A 20,852-nucleotide genomic window follows, 5' to 3' on the forward strand; every position below is an offset into this window, starting at 1 on the left:
TGTCGCGAGTACATTGCTGCTATTCAATAATTAACAAAATACCCTTATTTTTTTCTACCGGAATTGTATCCCCTGGTTTAAACTGTGCTCCATTTTGAAAATTAGGAATGAGTGGTGCAGACAGTTTCGCTTTTCCGGGGTCAATGCCCAATTTTTCCCAATCTATAGCCAATTTTACCGCAACATCACGCTCTGCCCAGCTGGCAATAGCTACCATAGCTTTACCGGCACGGCTATAGACGGTTGTCAGAACCTTATCATTGTCGGTTTTAACCGGAATATTTGGCGACCAATACCCGATCATTTTACTTCCTTTGATGCCAAATTGGTCCCAGGCCTTCCATAAGTCAGCGGGCGTCAATTTCTGATAAGGCATCCTATTGGTCATTCCATAAAGCATACCCCGCCACGGATTTCCTCCATCCTGTAACATTTCGCCCATTAAACCAAACGGAATGCCACTCACTTCGGTAAGGAAAAAATCAGGTTTGTTATTCTCGTAGTCAAAGTATTCACCAAACCACAACCTATTGATATACGGAAAATGCTCCAGATACAAATTTGCACTATTATTGAACCCATCGCTTTTATTATATTGATTTGCCGAATGCAAATCGATCAGCCCTGGTTTTCCATTTTTTGTCAGCACACGCTTTATTCTTTTCATGGTGACTCGATCGAAGGCAACATCATCCAGATAAATCCCGTCAATACCAATATGGTCTACCAACCAATTCATGCCTTCGACGTAATAGTTGTGCCACCTATTCATTCCACTATTGATAATCGCCGCGTCTTTAAATTGGGGAACATACCATGCTGCGATGTAATTTTTACCCACATGCTCCTGTAACCAGGAATATCCGCCTCCTTTTCCAGGTGAAAACACTTCAGTGCCCAGACTACGCAATGGATAGAGCTCATAAACCCGATTTGATACCTCACGCACTGTATTATAGATCTTCACTTTTAACCCCTTATCATGCGCCTGATCGATATATTGCTTCATTTCTTTTGTCGCAATAAATGGATAATTGATGTAAGGATTTATTTCATTTCCATGGTGAATATTGATCACATTGGAACCACTTGCAACAACAGAATCGACGGGCTTGTAGGCATGATAATACCGTTCATTCCACTGTGCTTCCGTATTGATCGGATGAAAAGGCGTAATCAATAAATTAAAATTGTAATAGAGCACATCGCCTTTTTTCAGTTCACGGGCTCCGCTGTAACTATTGACCAAAACGGATTTTCCTTTCAGACCGATATCGATCCCCCCTTTATTTTCATTACCCCAGGACTGCGGCAGCACAAGAGGCTTTTGAAGATAAAAATTCGTATTGAGCGGCCGCGAATAGTGCTCATCGCGCAGTGAAAACTGTAGCCCAGCATCCACGGCACCTATCCAACCTCCATCTTGATTTTTATGTGCTACATCCCATTTCCAGGAAAGCTGATCAGGTCTCTTTCCTCCTTTTTGCCCTAGTCCCATAAAATAATCCGTCTTATCGGGCATCATGGGAATATGCATCGTGGCATCTTTTAAAGACAGATCCTTCAGCGCCGTCAGCTTGACAACATAATGCATGTAACCATCAAATTCCAATGTACCCTCGACTTCCATCGTTAGATCGGAAGATTCGTTTTTGGCCGTCCAGCGATATTCACCTTCGCTTTTCGTCTGAAATTGGATCCCACTTGCTTTAAGTTGAATTTCCTTGCCATCTGAAGCGTTATAGAAATGAAAATGGAGTGGTTCAAATAAAAGCTTATTCGCCTTGGACGATATTTCGGTCAATTCGGGCGTAAAGAACGTGCTGATCTGTTTTGGAAAACCACTCGCATGAAGTTTCACTTCGCGCCCTAAAATATGTAAGGTGGAATCCGCTTTTAATTCAATCGCTGTATAAGGTGCAACTACCGTATTTTTTTGCGCTAATGTTGAGTTGAGCCAGGGTAGCCGCGTCATTTTCCAAGGTTGATCAACACTGGATACCTCTCCTGAAGCATTTGAAACCTGTATCTCCACGTTAACCTGTTTCGCTGCTGCATTTTTAGGTTTCACCGTGACTACACCATGGTAAGTTCCCGCTGCTATGTTCTCCGGTATCTGAATACCACACCATAATGCCTGAACCTTATCCTTCGGTACGTCAACCTGTAATGTCATTGACTTTCCAGTATAGTCAGTACCTTGGGTATTGATACAATTCAGGTTATTCGCCGAAATCATCGCCCCATCATTTGTTTTAAAATCCGAGAAAGAAATTTGGATGTCATGGAGTTCCTGTTTTGGAGACCATAAGCCAAGTTGAAAGGCATAAAATTCACCTTTCTGGCCCTTTCCTTCCAACTTACTCGTGGATTTACCTTTCATAAGCCAGCGTTGTGGAAGGTTGCTTTCCATTTTAATCGGAAATTCTCTTAATTCTGGAAAAAGATAATAAGCCGTATTTCCATTTCTGCGCACAAAGCTATTGACTTCTGCCACTGTACCGATCATTTCCATCGGATCATTGCTATTGTATTTATCGACGGCATCAAAACGTGCAACAGTAACTCCTTTGGAGTTTCCAGCCACCTGCTGCACAACTTTCGCTGGAGCCGAAACGGCATTTTTAAGATAAATTGCATCCGGATAATTGCGGCTGCGGCCCCCCATCTGATAGGGTAAATAATAGACATAGTAAACGCCCTTTCCTGAAACTGGCTTAAACCGTAATCCACCAGATTCCGTGTTCATCCAAAGATAAGAACTGGGCGCAATCTGCTTATTACTGGCGCTGTCGACGATAATAACTTGCTGGTTCGCTTCAACCCAGCGATTTCGCCAGGGAATAGTCACTTGCACCTCTTTCTGATCGGTGTTTACCTGAAGCACCGCACGATGGTTACCCAGCTGGTCTGCATCCCACTTTTGTGTTTCCGGAGGATAGGTCAATTGCGCTCGGGCCGAATTTGCACATAAGGTTACGGCAAGGATAATTGCCAGCTTATAAGAGGCTGTTCTTTTTTTCATGTGAATAGTATTTATTCAATATATTTTGTCTTTTACCAGGTTTTCCGATAAGCCTGATACGATTTATAAGCGGCACCGCTTCCCCAAAACGGCTCCGTAGTGCAGCTTACTTTTATTGGTCAATAAGAGGTTTAAAATTAAGTTTTATTCCTAACATCTTCACCTAGTTTTGTCTGTATTTGCGCCAGGTTTCCTCCGGTACGTAAATAGCGCGATAAGGAATAAAATAAGCGTTTAATTCCCAAAGCACCTTCCCTGTTTTATCCGTCACCAGTACACTACCTGTTTTCGAGCTTGTCTGCAGCAAATTACCATTATCCAATTCATAGGCACTCCCCATTCTTGCTGTAAACTGCTTTTTCGGAATTGGAGCCGCATACGCAAGCGTTGCCGTTTTATTCTTTTGATCAAGATTAAAAGCAATTGCCCGTGATTGTTTATTGGCTGTCGTACTATCGCGCGGAGAAAAATCGCCGTTGTCAAAAAGTAACAGCTCACCTGTTTTTGTAATATGCGGCGCATGCTGGAAATAAAACAGTTCCTCATCTTTTAATTTGTAATCGCCACCTTTACCCAATTTCCAAAGAATATCACCGGTTTTGGCATCAATCGTCCAAACCTGATTTTCAATGGGCGAAGAAGTTAGATAATTATTGTCACGATCGAAGGAAATGGTATTCAAATGGAATCGGTCATGCTTAAGGCTATCCAATTTTTTATCTTTTTGAATATCCCATTTTTCCCAAGGTGACCATTTCTTTAAGATATTGCCTTTTGTATCCATCGTCAGGATAGCATCCCCCCAAAGCGTATCTTTTGGATGGTTGGGACGATCGTCAATTCTGAAATCCCGCACAATGCCTACAATATTATTGTTGCCATCCATCTGCACATCATGGTGCATGATAATCCCTTTTTTATCGAGATCTATACGAGCAATTTCCTTTCCTGTTAGATCAATTTCAACAAGTACTGTTCCACCGACAAATCCGATACGGCCGCTTCTCAAATAATAACTTGCATTGGTTGATTTCTTGCTGGGCTGATTGGGCTTGTTGAATTCATCTTTACTAGCCGGAGCCAATAAGGCTAGGATCGTACCCCTTGGAGTCAGTGAAGCAAGGCGTACCCCTAACTTTTCGTCCTGCCAATACCATCGGATGGTTCCTTTACCGTCAACCATGGCCATATAACCCGGGAATCCACGATAGCATAATAACACCATGCCATTACCTAGGGCTTTTTCATCGTGTGGATGATCCGCCTTGATCCAGTCGTGCAGCATCCATGGTGATTGTGGTCTTGTTTTAAAGGATTGTTCATTCGATTTTATGGGAATAATCCGATCTATAATAACCCGAAACTTATAACTTGTATTTGGTTCAAGCGTCATTAACTGTATGTTATGCTGAGCAGCCGCACTTGAAACTGTCGTCTTATAAGACTGGCGTTCTCCCTCCTTCCAATACTCTACATACAGGGCTTCTGCTTTATTTAGTTTCACCTGAATAGCAGCATTGAGCGGCAGATTATTAGGCGAACTCACTTCAATATTCTCAATATCAACTTGATGCGCATAAAAATAGTAAGCGGCAAACGCCACTATTGCCACCACAATCAGTGCAATAATTACTTTAATTGGTTTCATCTGTAAATAATTTCAATGCCATTGATCTTTAAAATGAAGCGCACTACACGAAATAATGCGCTTCATAGGATTTGCTTTATCACGTTTATTTAGGCAATCGTGCTGGATTGGCCGTTGTCATTTCTTGATGCAAGCGAGCTTCTTCCAATGGATAAGGGAAATAGCGCATTGCTTCGGTCACATTTTCTTTCAGTCCCCGGCCCTTCAAATAAGCATTACTTACTTTTTCATAACGTCCCAAGCGGATCAGGTCCTGACGCCTTTTGTATTCAAATACAAGTTCAAAACCACGTTCATCAACAAGCGCATCGATCATACTTTCCTTACTTGCGGGACTTGGAAAATCTGGATGCTTACCATATTCTGGTGCTCCAGCTCTTTTCCGGACTTCATTGATGAAAGGCAATGCTGCTGCAGGCCCGTTCAATGCATTTTCAATTTCGGCCTTGCACAAGATAACATCCGCCAATCGAAAGACCTGAATCGTCCGGCCATCCAGATAGGAATTATTGACCATATCATACGAATACTTTTTCGTCGCTACATTTTGCAGGAATTTTACCGTATCACTTGGCGGAGTAGTCTGTCCTTTGGCTGGTAACATATAAAAGAACCCATACTTTGTGTTTTTATCCCGTACCGCCTTTCCGGTGTAATTATAATAGAAAAACTTCTTACGCGGATCCAGATCACTATATTTTCGCCAGAAATCAAGGGAAACACCATAGTACTGCCATCTATCCGGTACTTCCGGATTGTCCGTCGGTCCAAAGTGATTGGTGATCTCACCCCCATTTAATGTAGGTTCATGCAAGATACCAAAGATTAGTCCCATATCCATTTTATTATTGTCGGACCATTCTTTCTTAAAATCCGGATTCAACGTATATACACCTTTATCACGTAGGGCGAGAACCTGATCAATGTAAGTTTTTGCCTTTTCATAATTGTGCGAACGCATATACATCTTTCCCATTAGGGTCAGCGCGGCACCTTTCGTGGCCCGGCCAATACCCAGCTCGTCCGACCATTTCTCCGGTAAATTATCGATTGCATACTGACAATCTTCAGCAATTTGTGCATCGATCTTGTCGACAGCAGCCAAGGGCTCGTTGTAGCTTTCCGTTGGATTCTTGACCGTTGTTATCAAAGGCACCGGTCCCCAGGCATCGGTAAGATCCATATACGATAGTGACCGTAAGAACCTGGCCTGTGCGATAATTTTCTTCTTGCGATCGTCGGGAATAGTGACACGCTCGATACGGTCAATCAGCATATTGGCATTGCTGATGACCTGATACATATTCTGATAATTGAATTTAAAATATCGATTATTATCATCGTATGTAAAGTTGCTCATTCGTGTAGGATCACCTGCGGCGGTAGAAAAGCCCATATCCGTGGCATAGTCCGTTATCATTACCAGATATCCCGCGTAATACAGATATGCATCTCCGGGATAAGGCGATAAACTTGTATAGACTCCCGTTAAAGCGGCGTTGATGTCGCTTTCTGTTGAATAAGCATTTTTGGTTGTCAGATCGCTGTATAATTTTGGATCCAGCTTGGTACAGCTATTTAAGCTTAAGCTCAACACGGCCGATAAACCCGCTATCCCTAAAATATATTTAATGTTATTTTTAAACGTCTTCATGTCATTTCTGATTTAGTATTAGCGATTAGAATGTTGCACTTACACCAAAGGTAAAGGAGCGCATCGAAGGATATGAATTAAAATCGAGACCTACCCCCGCATTAGCGCTCTGATTATTTCCGGCTCTATTTTTTACCAGCGCATCATTTTCATATCCCTTGGTATCCACCTCAGGATCCCATCCAGAATAATTGCTGATCGTAAATAAGTTTTCCGCCATACCGTATACTCTTATCGACTGAACAGCTTTGGTTTTCAACGGGATGGTATATCCCAGCGTCAAATTACGCAAACGCAAAAAGGAAGCATTCTCAATGAAATGGTCATTGATATAACCACCATAGTTCATGTAATAAAATCCATTTCTCGGAATTTCCGTATTGGTATTGGTCGGTGTCCATCGATTTAAAGCTTCTGTGGTACGTTTCCACTCCAGATTCATACGTGTCATATTGAGTAGATCGTTTCCGACATTGCCATAGATGAATGCAGTCAAATCAAAGTTTTTATAGGCAAATGTATTGGTCATACCAAAGTTAAACTTCGGATAACCACGGCCGATTATCGTACGATCTGCCGAATTTATCGTTCCGTCGCCATTTACATCGGCAAATTTAGGATCGCCGGGTTTAGAATTTGGCTGTGGCGCATAGTTTTCTCCTTGTTGGATAACACCCAGGTATCTATAACCGAATAACGAGCCCAGCGACTCCCCAACCCGAATGACCGAATAAGCTTCTTCAGAAACATTCCCCATTGGTTTAGACGAAGTCAACAATTGCTCGGGCTCTCCACCGAGACTTGAGACCTTATTTCGGTTCATCGTTAAATTCAATTTTGTTTCCCAGGTAAACGCTCCGGTCATATTCTTACTTGTTACAGAAAACTCCAGTCCCTTATTATTCATCGTACCTAGGTTTCGCTGTCCGGAGGTATATCCCGTGTAATAAGGCAGTATACTCTTGATCAGAAGATCATTTGTTTTCTTATAATAGGCATCCAAAGTAAAGGCTAACCGGTTTTTAAAAAATGAAAAATCAAGACCGACGTTATATTGCGTTGTGGATTCCCATTTAAGTTTATCGTTCTCGGGATAAGTTGGGTTTTGTTTAACCCCACCCGAATTGGTCACGCCATCAAACGTATAATGTCCATTGTCCATCAATCCATAAGAGGCATAATCCGCTACACGATCATTACCGGTCTGGCCATAACCCAACCTAAATTTTAGGTCCGAAAATAGCTGCTGCTCTTTCATGAAATCTTCATTGTTGACTTTCCATGCAAAAGCTGCTGAAGGAAAAGTTCCCCAACGATGGTTCGGACTAAAACGCGATGATCCATCACGACGTAAAGTCGCCGTCAACAGATATTTATCAGCGTAGGAATAATTTACCCGTCCGAAAAACGAAATAACCAGATTTTCAGCTTTAGCAGAGTTTACTCCTGTAATGCTTGAGGCCATGCCCAGGTTATTATATTCCAGCAGATCTGTTGAAAAACCTTTCACATTGATTCCCTTATTATTGCGCACATATTTCTCATACGAATAGCCCCCCATCACACTCAAATTGTGTTTCTCATTAAAGACTTTCGCGTAAGTAGCATAAAAATCAATCAGGTTATGTGTTTCATTGTAATCGGCCTGACTTGCGACACCATCATCTATCCCACCCTGATAAGAATCTCTGGTCAGATAACTGCCCAATTGATCATGTGTAATTTCAGTTCCAGCATCCATGCGCAACGTCAGTTCCTTGATCGGATTGACCTCAAGAAAAATATTTCCATTCAACTTGTCCCTTTGCACATCATTGATCCGCGACATCAGGTTGGCCAAAGGGTTATCCCCCTGCCCTCCCGGAGGTCTTCCAAAACTACCATCTGCATTATAGACAGGTACTGTTGGGTCATAGGTCAATATGCTGTATAATACATTTGAATTGAGGATATTTCCATCATACACCTGCATATTCGATTTTTCCCGTTGCGCGGATAGACTCGCTCCAGTGCGGATATAATCATTTACCTTTTGATCCACGTTGATCCGTCCCGAAATTCGATTAAAGTCTGTTGTTTTTAAAACACCTTTTTGATCAAAATAGCCTATGCTCGTCAACACTTTTGTTTTCTCACCACCACCAGAAAATTGTAAATTATGGTTCTGCAAAATACCGTTCCGCATGGTTTCCTTCACCCAATCCGTATTGACATCAGATTCAAGCTGTGACTTGGTGTAAACGGCATACTCCTGATTTTCTTGACCTTGAATTTCTTTATAAAGCGCATTAGCGAGATTCATATACTGTTTACCATCGAGAAAGGTAAATGGTACAATCGGCTTCTGTGTTCCCACATAGCCACTATAGGTAATATTGTTCTTATCCGTAAGCCCACGTTTTGTGGTGATGATGATGACACCATTCGCACCTCTGGAGCCGTAGATCGCAGTTGCCGAAGCATCCTTTAAGATATCCATGGAAGCAATATCATCGGGATTGATGTTAATGCCATTATTTGTTGGAAATCCATCGATCACGTAGAGTGGATCATTACTTCCACTAATGGAATTGGTTCCGCGAATCCGAATCGATGTACTTCCACCCGGCGCCTTTGAATTCTGGGTTACAACGACACCGGAAGCTTTACCTTGTAGGGCCTGACCGACATTGCTCACAGCCCCTCCTTTCGTTAGTTCGTTGCTGGAAAGCGATGCAATGGCGCCTGTCAAATCGCTTTTCTTTTGTTTACCGTATCCGATCACGACAACATCTTCCAGCTGATTTACCTGGTCCTCCAAAATAATGGAAAGAGTGGTGGCTCCATCAGCTGAAACCTGCACATTTCGTTCTACATAGCTTTGATACCCGATGTATGAAAAAGTCAGTTCATAACCTTTGCCATTCGGTACATCAGCAAAACGAAAGCTACCATCACTCGCACTGGAAGCTGCTGTCGAAAAACTGCTGCCGGGATTTTTCAAAATTATACTTACCCCTGCCAGCCGTTGCCCCGACGAGTTTTTGATTACGCCATTTATTGTTCCCGCTAGACATTGAAAAGATAACAGTGTCAAGGCAATAAAAACAAAAAATGGTTTCTTGGTTAAGTTGAAATTTACCATGATTCTATTTTTTAGTTTTGAGTATATATGTATTATGTTGTTTTTCAAGAATAAACGGATTCACCTCAACAATCAACTGCAGAATAGACGCCGCAAGATCCGTTTTGTCCTTCAGGTCCATGGTCGGATTCTTGCTAAACCGCCCCTTTATCCGATAGTTTTTAACGATTAATGAATCATAGGATATAGGAACATCAAGCTCATGATTGATATATTGAATAATATCGGATACAGCGGTTTCTTCCAATTGGAGCCAATTGGCGCTCTGGTGAATTGTTGCCGGATTACGATATGGTTTTTCCGTTGATGACAGCATATGCTGGGCCGGTAGATTTTCCCCCGCGCTCATTTTTGGTGTACCTTTGAAATTTGAAACAAACATCGTGTTCACCCCGCCAAAATAAATCTGTTGGCCAGGTTTAAGAATCTTTGTCTCGGCTACGGACGGTTCTATAGATTCAACGCGAACTTTCCCCTCAAATAATCGGATCAGAACATGTTCAACCACCGCATTATAATCCACGATGAATTCTGTTCCCAACGCTGTGGTCATCAACGTGCCACTTTCGACGATGAAGGGTTTTGAAGGATCTTTCGCTACTTTAAAACTGACCCTTCCACTGAATAATTTAACCCGCCTAAAATCAAGATCCGGTTTTATGCCCAGCTGAATCAGTGCACCGGGTTCTAAGGTTAAAATCGAATGGTCCGCTGCAACAATTTCTTTAGGCTGAGCAGAAGGGTTGTAATAAATTTCATGAATGAAACTTGCTGTTTGTATAGGTTTATCAGTTGATGTGCCCAAAAGATTGGATAAGATAAATAGGAAACCAAATAGCACAAATACAGTAATGATTCGCAACAGGCTATCACCACCACGTTTTGACTTATTTTCCTGATTGATGTAGGAAACCCAATCATCTTCTGAAATGAGATCATCCAATAAGGTCGGATCATCATTCAGCCATTTGAAGACAAGTTTCGCTTCCTCAGCAGAACATTCATTCGCCAGGAATTTATTGAATAAGGATTTGCGATTCATAACAGTTTCTATCCTTTTAGCGGGATAGGTATATAACTGTTATACGAATAGTGATGGGCTTGTCCCCTAAGACAACTTAAAAAATTTTTTAATAAATTTCAGGCCAATGCTAACGTGGTTTTCTACCGTCTTCGGGGAGATAGACAATTTGACGGCAATTTCTTTATAACTCAATTCTTCAATTTTATGAAGATAAAACACCTGTTGCCGCATAAAAGGCATTTGTGTAATCAGCTCTTTTACATATTCTAACTCAGCTTTATAGGCAATTTGTCGTTCAAGGTCTTCATATTGGGTCAGTACAAAAGGTTTCTCAAATTCCACATATTTTCTATTCAAAGCACGCCGCCGCAACTCATCAATTAATTTTGTTCGTGCAATCTGAAAGAGCTGAGTACTGAATTGGATTTGCTGATTCGCATGATTCTTGCGTTCCCAAACAATTAGAAAAGTCTGCTGGACGACATCTTCGGCCAGATTCGAACATTGGGTCTTCTGATACAGAAAATAGTACAATTTCCTGTACCAATAACGATAAGCTAAAAAAAACTCCTTTTCGTTAGTCGGTGCCCGCTGTAGGATTTTATCCATCATAATCTACATTTAGATAGTCTTGTTTCAATGCTGTTATCCTCTTTACAAAGAATATCGAAATTGGTATCTGACAGAATTTCAATTTGATCCATCAAAATGACCCATGCTTTTTGGCTAGTTATCCACCTCTAAAGTGATTATTTTTTATCAAAAAAACAAGATAATATTTTCGATAAGGCCATCGCCTCAATCTTCATTTTAAGCGCTTTCTTTCATAAAAGCTACTTTGCCGATAGGCAACTTATCGGTCCTGTTTTCTTCTCTTGTATTTTTTTAGACGCAGCAAGTTCGTTTCAACTCGTGACCAAATTAGCCCTTTTAACAGTGCTTGTTCAGTGCTCGTTCAGTGATTGTTCAGTGATTGCTCAGTGTAAACTGAATAAACAATGACTGATTACTGTCTAAAAATTGATTAAAAATTGTGAAGAGGTATAAGTTGGTATTAAGATAGATCAGTTTTAATCACTATATAGAAAAAAGAAGGTATTTAGATGATAAGAAAAATCACTTGTCATCTAAATACCTTCGCACTAAAACAAACACCGTGAAACTGCTTGTTTTATGGATATCAATAAAATCTAGTATCCTGGATTTTGTTTTAAATTTGGATTGACAGCAAGCTGTTGACTCGGAATTGGATAAACCAATGTTTTCGGGCTGGAATCCGCAGCTTTTTCCTGCCAGGCTAATAAAAACTTACCAAAACGGATCAAATCCTGTCTTCTCCAACCTTCCCAATACAACTCACGCGCACGCTCGTCTAATATATTATCAAGCGTCAACGCTGTCAAGTTATTCACACCGCGATTGGTCCGAATAGTGTTGACCAAACCGAGTGCCTCTGTTGCAGTTCCAGTTCCGCCTCTTAATATGGCCTCTGCTTGCATCAACAATACATCGGCATAACGGAAGACTACCCAGTCGTTATTTCGTTGACCAGTGACAGCATAATCAAAGGCATACTTCATTGGACGGATACCCGCTGTTTCCAATGTAGCTCCAGAGGTCCGGATGGTCACTTCACGCGTGAAGACCAAAGGTGCATTCGCTGGATTTCGCGCCATCAATGGTTTGTTTGTACTCCAATTGTATTGCTGTCCTGCAAAAAAACCTACATTTTGACGTTTGAATTCTTTTGTTCTGTTAGAAGTCGTATCAGCCGGATAATTATAGTAAATTCCTCTTCTTTCATCGGCATCCGAAAATTTATCGTAATAATCTGATAAAGTACACCAACCGTTCCAGCCCCCAGGTCTCATATTATAGTGCGCAATAGTATTCCAGGTGCGATCCACATTTCCACCTCTATCGCCATTTTTATTATATAAAGTGAAAATATTTTCGGTAGACTTTTCGTCGTTATCGGGCGCAAAATTATCAAAGTACTTGCCCTTTGCAGAAACAGTATAGGATCCCGAAGCCGTAATTTCCTTGGCTAAGGTCACCACCTTATTCATATCTTCGGCAGCAAAAGAAGGAGCTTGTCTGTTTAAAAATGTTCCTTTATTCAAATAAATCTTCATCAGCAATGCTTTTGCCGCGTTTTTATTGGCTACATAGGCTGCTTTCGGACCGTTTGCAGGCAAACTCGCTATAATTTCGTTGAGATCCTTCACCATATAATCAATAGCCGCCTGTGGCTGTAACACCTCTGGTGCGATTCTAAAATCTTCAAAAGAGGCTCCTTCCCGGACGGGTACTACGCCATAGAGATCCAACATATCAAACATGACCAACGCACGAATAAACTTCGCCTCAGCACCTTGCTGCGCACTCGGATTATACCGCAACACATTACCCGCATTATAGATGGCTGTACCAAGACTTACAAATGTATTGTTCATATAACCATTATCAGCATTCCAGGTATGTAAATGGATCGCACGATGCATCCCATTATCATCCCAGTCACCTCCCCGTGTAGGAGCCATAGCAGCATCTGTGGATATTTCCTGCATCACCCAGCGCTGTTCCTGCTGATAAGGGGTATTCAATGAATTATAAGCTGTGATCAACAAGCTTCCAGGATCCACATTGGATGTCCCCTCTTCCAATTCTCCTTTAAATTCCTCCTTTAGTTTAGTACAAGAAAATGTACTTGTTACAATGGAGCCAATTATTCCGATATATAATAAAGTTCTTAATTTCATCTTTTTCATCCGTCTAAATTTGATTATTTATTCATCCATTTTGACTGTAAGGCATTCATACTGCCTTTAGTGTTTCATTCGTAATGAGGCGATCAGATTTATTCATTCACGAATATGAATATGTTTAAATCAATCTTGATACTCTCCTCTTTTTATTATCTAATGATCTACAGTATACGCTTAAAGTGAGAAGTTAACCCCCAATAGGATATTTCTTGCCGGTGGATATGGTAAATATTCGATACCCAACGAAGGAATACCATTTGTTGCACCATCTGTATTCACCTCAGGATCAAACCCTGTATACTTCGTGATGATGAAAAGATTCTGTCCAGTAAGGGATACATTTAAATTCTTCAGTGTTCTGCCTACATTTCCAACACGATAGCTTAAGGTAAGATTAGCCATTTTTAGATAATCACCTTTTTCAAGGAATCGCGTCGAAGGCGCAGCCGAATTGGAAGTAGACTCTTTTACAGCTGTATTAAAGAATGCTGAACCGATATTCCGTGATGACAAATTGCTCAATCCCAAAGTCGTCGCTGCCGTATTATTGAATAGATAATGTCCAAAAGCGCCATTCATATTGGCAGCCAAAGAAAACTGTTTGTAATTTACATTGGTGGAAATACCCAATAATGTGGTTGGATTTGGACTGTTCATATAAAACTTATTAATTGCAGGATCGTTGGCCGTACTGATACTACCATCCTGTCCACGGTACATGCTCATTCCGGTTTGCGGGTCGATACCTTGGTAATCGGCCAAATACCATACATTCAATGGCTGGCCATTGACCATTCGTTGTCCCAATACACCAGAAAAACCTTGTCCGCGGAGTGCTCCTGTCTCATAATAACCAACAAGGCCACTTACACTATTCTTAAGAAATGTTGCATTACCTGTCAAATCCCAAGTCCAATTGTCATTTTTAATAATTGTACCTGTTAACGCGACCTCTACCCCTTTATTGACAATCTCACCGTCCAAATTTACCCAAATACGTCCCGCAGGAGCTGGCTGTGCAAGCGTTTGCTCAAATAGCGCATCTGTGGTCTTTTTATTAAAATAATCAATGGATCCATATAAACGGTTGCCCCAGATTCCGAAATCTATACCCGCATTGATCGTCGTCGAAGTTTCCCATTTCAAGTCAGGATTTCCATAGTTAGCCTGGCTTACACTCTGATTACCGAAGACCAATCTATTCAATGAGGCACCAGAAGGGAATTCTTGGTTACCTGTTTTTCCCCAACCCAATCGCACTTTCAATTGGTCAAAGATACCGGAAGACTTTAAAAACTCTTCCTGATTAACATTCCAGGCTACGGCCAACGAAGGGAACATGGCGTATTTGTTGTTTGAACCAAATTTCGTTGAACCATCCCTTCGCACTGTTGCAGTGAATAAATAACGGTCTAAGTAATTGAAGCCGCCCCGTAAAAAAAGCGATTGCAATTGGTTGGTTGGACTTCTATACGACGATATTTCACGCGTGGAAACAGGCGTATATTGTAGATAGTCAAAATAATCTAACCCCAGATAGCGAAATCCACCGCCAAAGGAAATGTTATTATTATAATTATAATCCAAATATTCATAGCCTGCTACTGCATTGACACTCCAATCTGAATTGATTTGTTTATTGTAGGAGAGCATATGCGTCATTTGCAAGTTGGTTTCCCCGTTATTGGAGATAAAAGCCTGCTCATTGTTCACAGCAGAAGGATCAATAAGCCCGGCGCGGTACATACCCTCGCGGTTTCCTGTTTGTCGCATCGCACTATAAATAAAGCGATACTCTAAATCATCTGTAATTTTATAATATGGCGCCAAATTGACCACCATTGTATTGGTTGTCGCCAAGTCCTTAAAGGCTTCAATGCTTGTCAATGGATTTCGTGTGGTTGAACTCACAAAGGTCAAATTACCTTGCTCATCGCGTAATGGTCGCGTTGGATTCCACTGCAGTGCTTGGGAAATCACATTTCCTTCAGAACCTACCATCGCATTGATCGGCGCATATTTATTATCCATTTGCGTCAAAAAGACTGCAAAATCCAATCCCAATCGTTTGTTTTCCAAAAAACGGAAATTCCCGTTAAAATTGGCTGTATATTTCTTCAGTTGTGAGCCACGAATAATACCATTTTGGTTTAAATACCCACCCGAAAGACGGTATTTACCATGTTCGGTTCCACCCGCCACGTCAGCATAGTAATTTTGCGTGATGGCTTTTCTTGTGATTGCTTTAAAAGCATCCTCATTACCACCAAAATCAGCATTTGCCACTTCAGATGGTGTATAATATTTCAACGCCTCTCTGAATCGCGCTGCATCCAATACATCAGGATATTCCCGCATGGTCGAAACACCTGCAGAGGCTCCTACAGAAACCTCGGGCTGTCCTACTTTACCTCTTTTCGTGGAAATAATGACTACACCATTTGCCCCACGTGATCCATAAATTGCCGTAGCCGAAGCATCTTTAAGGATGTCCATACTAGCAATGTCACCCGGATTTAAGTAAGTTAAAGGATTTCCTCTGTCGGAAGAAAAACCTCCTCTTCCTTCGGGCAGAGGGGAGTTGCCCGACATCGGCACACCATCGAGCACAAATAACGGGTTGTTACTGGCGCGGATCGATGAATTCCCACGAATACGTACTGTGGTTGATCCCCCAGGTTGCCCCGTATTGTTAATCACCATCACCCCTGGTGTCTTTCCTTGTATGAGTTGGTCGGGACTGGTCATGATCCCCTTATTGAAGTTTTTTGCTCCAATAGTAACCATAGACCCCGTTAGATCTTTTTTACGGGCCGTACCATAACCGATCACAACGACTTCATCTAAGCCCTGACCGGCACTAGGTTCAAGCGCTACCGTGATATCGCTCCCCACAATGGGTACTTCTTTTAAAGTATATCCGATAAAGGATACTTCCAGCGTTTTAGCTTCACTGGGAATAGTCAATGTAAAGGAACCTTCCGTGTCTGTTGTGGTAGCCGCGGTACCCCCTTTTACTTTGATCGTAGCTCCTGCCAATGGACTTTGAGTCTCATCTACAACCTTCCCCTTCAAGACTTTCGTCTGGGCAACTACAATAAAAGATACAAGCAGAAATGTGAGCGTCATTACGCATTGTGCAAGTAGTTTATTTTTCATACGCTTTTTGATTGGTGGTTTAATTGATTTTTTATCGTGTGCAATAGATACACAGCTGATAATAAGTGATTTTTAATGGTTTATTTTTAGTCCTAAAACTCATTTGAAATGAGTATGGTCTTTCCCAATTATTGCAAATACGTAACGATCAGTATCAAAATCGTTAACGCCCAAATGGAATACCAAATCATCGTGAAGATATTGCCGCACCTGTAAAAACAAAAACCTAACAAACTGAAAAACAAGGATACAGGATATACCTGTCATAATTCTAGGGCGAAACATACGTTTATATTTGGTTATTATTGTTTTATAAAAATGCGCAAATCCTTGTATCTCGCCCAATCAGAGCGTCTCAATTTTATATCAAAGCGTATCAGTAAAACTCTTTTTTATCTTTTAATTGACTATTTTTAGTTCAACGTAATCAGTTTTGAAAAGAATAACCACCATACTCCTTTTGTATATCTTGCTGGCAGTTATCAACCTGCAGGCACAATCGATCTATTTTAAAAACTATCAGACCCACGATGGCCTTTCCAATAGTACGGTCAAATGTATTACACAAGATATTCAGGGTTTTCTGTGGCTAGGAACGAGGAATGGCCTTAATCGTTTTGACGGTAATCAATTTAAAATATTTCGACACAATGCTTCAGATTCGACAAGTATCGGAAGTTCATCTATTTTAAGCCTCCTCACAGATAGCAAAGGTGTCCTATGGGTGGGTACCACACGGGGTGCCTATCGTTACGATCCTATAAAAGAAGATTTCAAACCATTCAAGCTCATACCCATCGGTGAAGTAAATGCCATACACGAATACGCAGGCTTTATATGGTTGCTTTCCAATGGAAAACTGTACCGTTACAATTCTTATACAGGAGAAATATTCCCATTTGATCTCAACAAAAATACCCTAGTAGCGATCACCAGCAGTAAGAAAGGTGGGTTGTGGGTAACAGACAATAACAGTACAATACTACGGTATCAGGTTAATACGGGTAAATTTTTCCCTGTTGATCTTAAAAAAATCGATCGACAAACACTAGCGAATACCAAAACCGTGTATGCGATCAACGATTCATTGCTAATGGTCGGGACAATCAATTCGGCTTATTTGTTTGATTTCAAAAATGGCACATTAAAAAATCTATTTGCAAGTCATTACCCCAACAAAGTCATTCAGGCAAACTGTATTATTCAACAAACAGAGTCGACATACTGGATTGGAACTGAAACCGGAATATACACCTATGATATTCACACAGGCCAGAGCCAACACATCAAAAAAGACCTGCTCAATCCATTTGCCATTTCTGACAATGCTGTCCTGAATTTCTATCGGGACCGTGAAGACAATATCTGGTTTGGAACATTTTTCGGTGGCTTTAACCAATACAGCAACCAATTCGACAATTTCAAGAAGTATTTGTCCGGATTTGGAAAATCAGCCCTATCAGGCAATATTGTACACGATATCAAAAAAGATCGCTATGGAAATTTCTGGATCGGAACAGAAGATGGCGGATTGAACAAAATAGATGCCCAAACACAACAAATCCAGCATTTCCTTGCCAACGGAAAAAAAGGCAGTATTGCGCATAACAATGTCCATGGCTTGGCAACAATCGGCGACGATCTTTGGGTAGGCTCCACCACACATGGACTGGACATTCTCGACGTAAAGACCGGAAAATTAAAAAAGCACTATGACCGCATCGGTCAAGGTCCCTTACAAAGTAGCTTCGCCGTATGCATTTATAAGTCCAAAGACAATACGATGTTTGTTGGCACAGACCGCGCTTTATACGCCTACAACAAAAATAAGGACAGTTTTGATCTCCTTCCTATTCAAGCATGGATACAAGGCATTTATGAAGATGAATATGGTATACTCTGGATCAACACCTATGGCAGTGGGATCTTCCAGTATAACCGCAGCTCGGGAGAAATACAGCATTTGCTGTGCGAACAAGGTAAACAAAATACACTCGTCAATAACTACGTCAACGGCCTATTTGAAGACAGCAAAAAAAATTTATGGTTTTGCACCGAAAGCGGCCTTTCGAAATACCGCCGTGATGGACGTTTCACCAACTACCTGACCGAATCTGGTTTACCTTCTAATCAAGTATTCAAGGTCTTGGAAGACGACAACAACAGCATCTGGATATCGACCGGCGGTGGACTGGTCCGGCTGGACGAGGGTGTCCCTCGAAGGGTCATCTATACCTCCAGAGATGGGCTTCCCGCAGATCAGTTTAATTATAATTCGGCTTTTAAAGATAGCGACGGAACTTTATATTTCGGGACTATCAAAGGAATGGTAAGCTTCAACCCCACAAAATCCATTAAGAACAGTTTTATTCCACCCATATTCATCAGCGGCATTCAGATCAACAATGTCAGTGTGCCGGTTCGTGAAAATGGCATACTCAAAGAATCCATCTCCCTATCAAAAGAGATACACTTAACCTACGACAATTCCAATATCAGCTTCCATATAGCAGCCTTGAGCTTTGTTTCCCCAAAGAGCAATCCCTATCGTTATATCATGGAAGGTTATGATAAAGGCTGGACCGATATTACGGGAAATCAAAAAATCTATTACAATAAACTTCCACCAGGTACGTATACGTTTAAGTTCAGGGGTGCAAATAACAACAGCGTCTGGAATCCAACAGAAAAAAAACTGCTCATCATTGTTTCGCCCCCATGGTGGCAATCAAGCTGGGCGTACTTACTTTATTTTGTGAGCTTTGGTACGATTATACTGCTCGTATTACGGTATTATTTTCTACTTATAAAGGCCAATAATGCTCAAAAGATGGATAGCTATGAACGAAAAAAAGAACAGGAAATTTATAATCTCAAACTGGAGTTTTTTACCAATCTGGCCCACGAAATTCGTACGCCACTCACCCTGATCAAAATGCCCCTTGAGAAAATAATAAACCAACAGAAATTTACCGATAGCGACACAGCCAAGGATCTCGCACTAATTGAAAAGAATACAGCGCGTTTAATTCGCCTGACCAACCAACTACTGGATTTTAGAAAAGCAGAAACCAACAATATGAGCCTTATTTTTACTAAAACGGACATCAACACACTCCTATCCGAAGTATTCCACGACCTAAATTATCTTGCAAAAGATAAACAGTTGCATTATGAGCTTAGCCTGCCACGTATCAGTCTCGCTGCTTATGTGGATGAGGAAGCCCTCCGAAAAATCTTTACTAATCTTATTCACAACGCCATCAAATATGCAGATGAAGAAGTCTATGTCAGGCTCCTCCCTTTTAATAGCGATGATATTATGTTCAATATCGAATTTAAGAATGATGGTGAGCTTATTCCTTATGAAAAAAGAGAAAAAATATTTGAACCATTTTATCGATTGAACGAATCCGATAAAGATACGGGGACAGGCATTGGGCTTCCCCTATCCCGCTCCTTGGTCGAATTGCACCAAGGAACCTTGTCACTTGTCTATCTGGAAGAAAACCGCAATATATTCCTGCTGTCCGTACCGATTTTTCAAGAACAATCACTGGACATCAAATCTTTTCAGGAAGATAATGACGATCATGTATTAAATGATAAACCAGACGAGCAGGAGGAAGAAAAACCGGTGATTCTACTCGTCGAAGACAATAAAGAAATCCTTGCCTACCTCAATAAAGAATTAAAAACCAGCTATATAATCCTACGAGCCGGCAATGGTGCCGAAGCGCTCGAAATATTAGACCAAGAAAATGTACAACTGGTACTGACAGACATCATGATGCCTATTATGGATGGCCTGGCTTTATGCAGACGTATCAAAACAGATATTCTCTATAGTCATATTCCAGTGATCTTTCTGACCGCAAAAAATGCATTGGATTCCAAAATTCAGGGATTAAAAAATGGTGCCGATGCTTATATCGAAAAACCTTTTTCGCTTGAATTCCTCATGGTACAAATACGCAATATTCTCAAGAACCGAAAAATTATCAAGAATTACTTTACTAACGCACCCAGCTCCAACTTAATAGATATCAACGTTTCGGGTCCTGACAAAGATTTCATCAGTCAGCTCAATACGGTTATTTATGAGAATATTTCAGCGATAGACCTTAATGTGGATGAACTGGCCAAACTGATGCATATGAGTCGTCCGACCCTTTACCGTAAAATCAAAGGACTCTCCGACCTAACACCCAATGAATTGATCAATATTTCACGATTAAAAAAAGCGGCAGAACTGCTTACCCAGAAAGAATACAACATTACCCAAGTATCAACGATGGTCGGTTACACCGTTCAATCCAATTTTTCCAGGGACTTCCATAAGCATTATGGTATGTCGCCGAGCAACTATATTCTTGAAAACAGTAAATAATGCTTACGTGTTCAGCAAATGATGGTGCATTTTTCAGCAAATGATACGCACAAGTTTTAG

Annotated in this window: 9 protein-coding genes; 1 reads left to right on the forward strand and 8 read right to left on the reverse strand. The window is 41.1% G+C overall.

What is annotated here, in order from left to right; genetic code table 11:
• Positions 1-19: 19 nt before the first annotated feature.
• From AAW12_RS13835 to AAW12_RS13870, 8 genes are all read right to left on the reverse strand, one after another.
• Positions 20-3,025: a glycoside hydrolase domain-containing protein gene (locus AAW12_RS13835; RefSeq protein ID WP_156167649.1), complete on the reverse strand. Its 3,006-nt coding sequence runs from the start codon at positions 3,023-3,025 to the stop codon at positions 20-22.
• Positions 3,026-3,188: 163 nt separating this feature from the next.
• Entirely contained in the window at positions 3,189-4,673 is a 1,485-nt protein-coding gene (locus tag AAW12_RS13840; protein ID WP_046674239.1) for an aryl-sulfate sulfotransferase, read from the reverse strand.
• 85 nt (positions 4,674-4,758) lie between these two features.
• Positions 4,759-6,327 carry a RagB/SusD family nutrient uptake outer membrane protein gene (locus tag AAW12_RS13845; protein WP_084823177.1) on the reverse strand — a complete coding sequence of 523 codons (1,569 nt, stop codon included), beginning with the start codon at positions 6,325-6,327 and terminating at the stop codon, positions 4,759-4,761.
• A gap of 25 nt (positions 6,328-6,352) precedes the next feature.
• Positions 6,353-9,451, reverse strand: coding sequence for a SusC/RagA family TonB-linked outer membrane protein (locus AAW12_RS13850; RefSeq protein ID WP_053003687.1), 3,099 nt, complete (start codon positions 9,449-9,451; stop codon positions 6,353-6,355).
• A gap of 4 nt (positions 9,452-9,455) precedes the next feature.
• Positions 9,456-10,493, reverse strand: coding sequence for a FecR family protein (locus AAW12_RS13855; protein WP_046674240.1), 1,038 nt, complete (start codon positions 10,491-10,493; stop codon positions 9,456-9,458).
• A 66-nt stretch (positions 10,494-10,559) separates the two neighbouring features.
• A complete protein-coding gene (locus AAW12_RS13860; protein WP_046674241.1) occupies positions 10,560-11,087 on the reverse strand; it encodes an RNA polymerase sigma factor in 528 nt (175 codons plus the stop codon).
• A 578-nt stretch (positions 11,088-11,665) separates the two neighbouring features.
• Positions 11,666-13,237 (reverse strand): RagB/SusD family nutrient uptake outer membrane protein, encoded by a 1,572-nt coding sequence (locus AAW12_RS13865; RefSeq protein ID WP_046674374.1) that lies wholly within the window; start codon positions 13,235-13,237, stop codon positions 11,666-11,668.
• Between the two features lie 180 nt (positions 13,238-13,417).
• Positions 13,418-16,402, reverse strand: coding sequence for a SusC/RagA family TonB-linked outer membrane protein (locus AAW12_RS13870; protein ID WP_046674242.1), 2,985 nt, complete (start codon positions 16,400-16,402; stop codon positions 13,418-13,420).
• Between the two features lie 433 nt (positions 16,403-16,835).
• On the opposite strand from AAW12_RS13870, the gene AAW12_RS13875 reads away from it, so the two are divergent.
• Positions 16,836-20,792: a two-component regulator propeller domain-containing protein gene (locus AAW12_RS13875; RefSeq protein WP_231585271.1), complete on the forward strand. Its 3,957-nt coding sequence runs from the start codon at positions 16,836-16,838 to the stop codon at positions 20,790-20,792.
• Positions 20,793-20,852: the final 60 nt, after the last annotated feature.

It is taken from the genome of Sphingobacterium sp. Ag1 (assembly GCF_000988325.1).
Taxonomy (GTDB): domain Bacteria; phylum Bacteroidota; class Bacteroidia; order Sphingobacteriales; family Sphingobacteriaceae; genus Sphingobacterium.